Source organism: Hymenobacter terricola (assembly GCF_017921975.2).
GTDB classification, from domain to species: Bacteria; Bacteroidota; Bacteroidia; order Cytophagales; family Hymenobacteraceae; genus Hymenobacter; species Hymenobacter terricola.
In genome coordinates this window covers 1-460 of sequence record NZ_JAGEMO020000240.1, presented here as the reverse complement: position 1 = coordinate 460, position 460 = coordinate 1, and the positions used below count along the sequence as shown (strand labels likewise).

1 protein-coding gene is annotated in these 460 nt (G+C 54.8%); it reads left to right on the top strand.

Translation table 11 applies throughout. The features are described from left to right. Window positions 1–152 precede the first annotated feature (152 nt). Window positions 153–460 (top strand): N-acetylmuramoyl-L-alanine amidase (locus tag J4G38_RS28395; RefSeq protein WP_226164200.1); only part of this gene is annotated, 308 nt, incomplete at its 3' end.

The following is a 460-nucleotide window of genomic DNA, read 5'->3' as shown; positions in this document are numbered from 1 at the left end:
CGTCAAGAGCATCATGTCCATTATGATGACTGCTGTCTTCTGCTACCTGGCCGTGATCGGCAAGGTATCTGCTGAGCAGTTTGGCACCATCTTTATGGGCGTCGTGGCGTTCTACTTCGGCACCAAGAACGGTAAGAGCGAGGTGGCGCAGAATGGCTGAGTTTCTGTTGGCTCTCGATGCTGGTCACTATAAGAATACGCCAGGTAAGCGCATCCCAGCGGCACTCGACCGTAATGAGACACGCGAGTGGTTTCTGAACGATCGCGTCTGTGACTACCTCACAGAGCGTGCGGCTCAGTACGATGGCTTCAAAATCCTGCGTGTAGATGACCCTGCTGGCAACAAGGAAGTCACGCTTGCTGAGCGCTGCGCCAAGGCTAACAATGCGGGTGCGGACTTCTATCTGTCCAACCATCATAACGCTTTTAAGGGTGAGCCATGGGACGGCGGCGGCGTTGT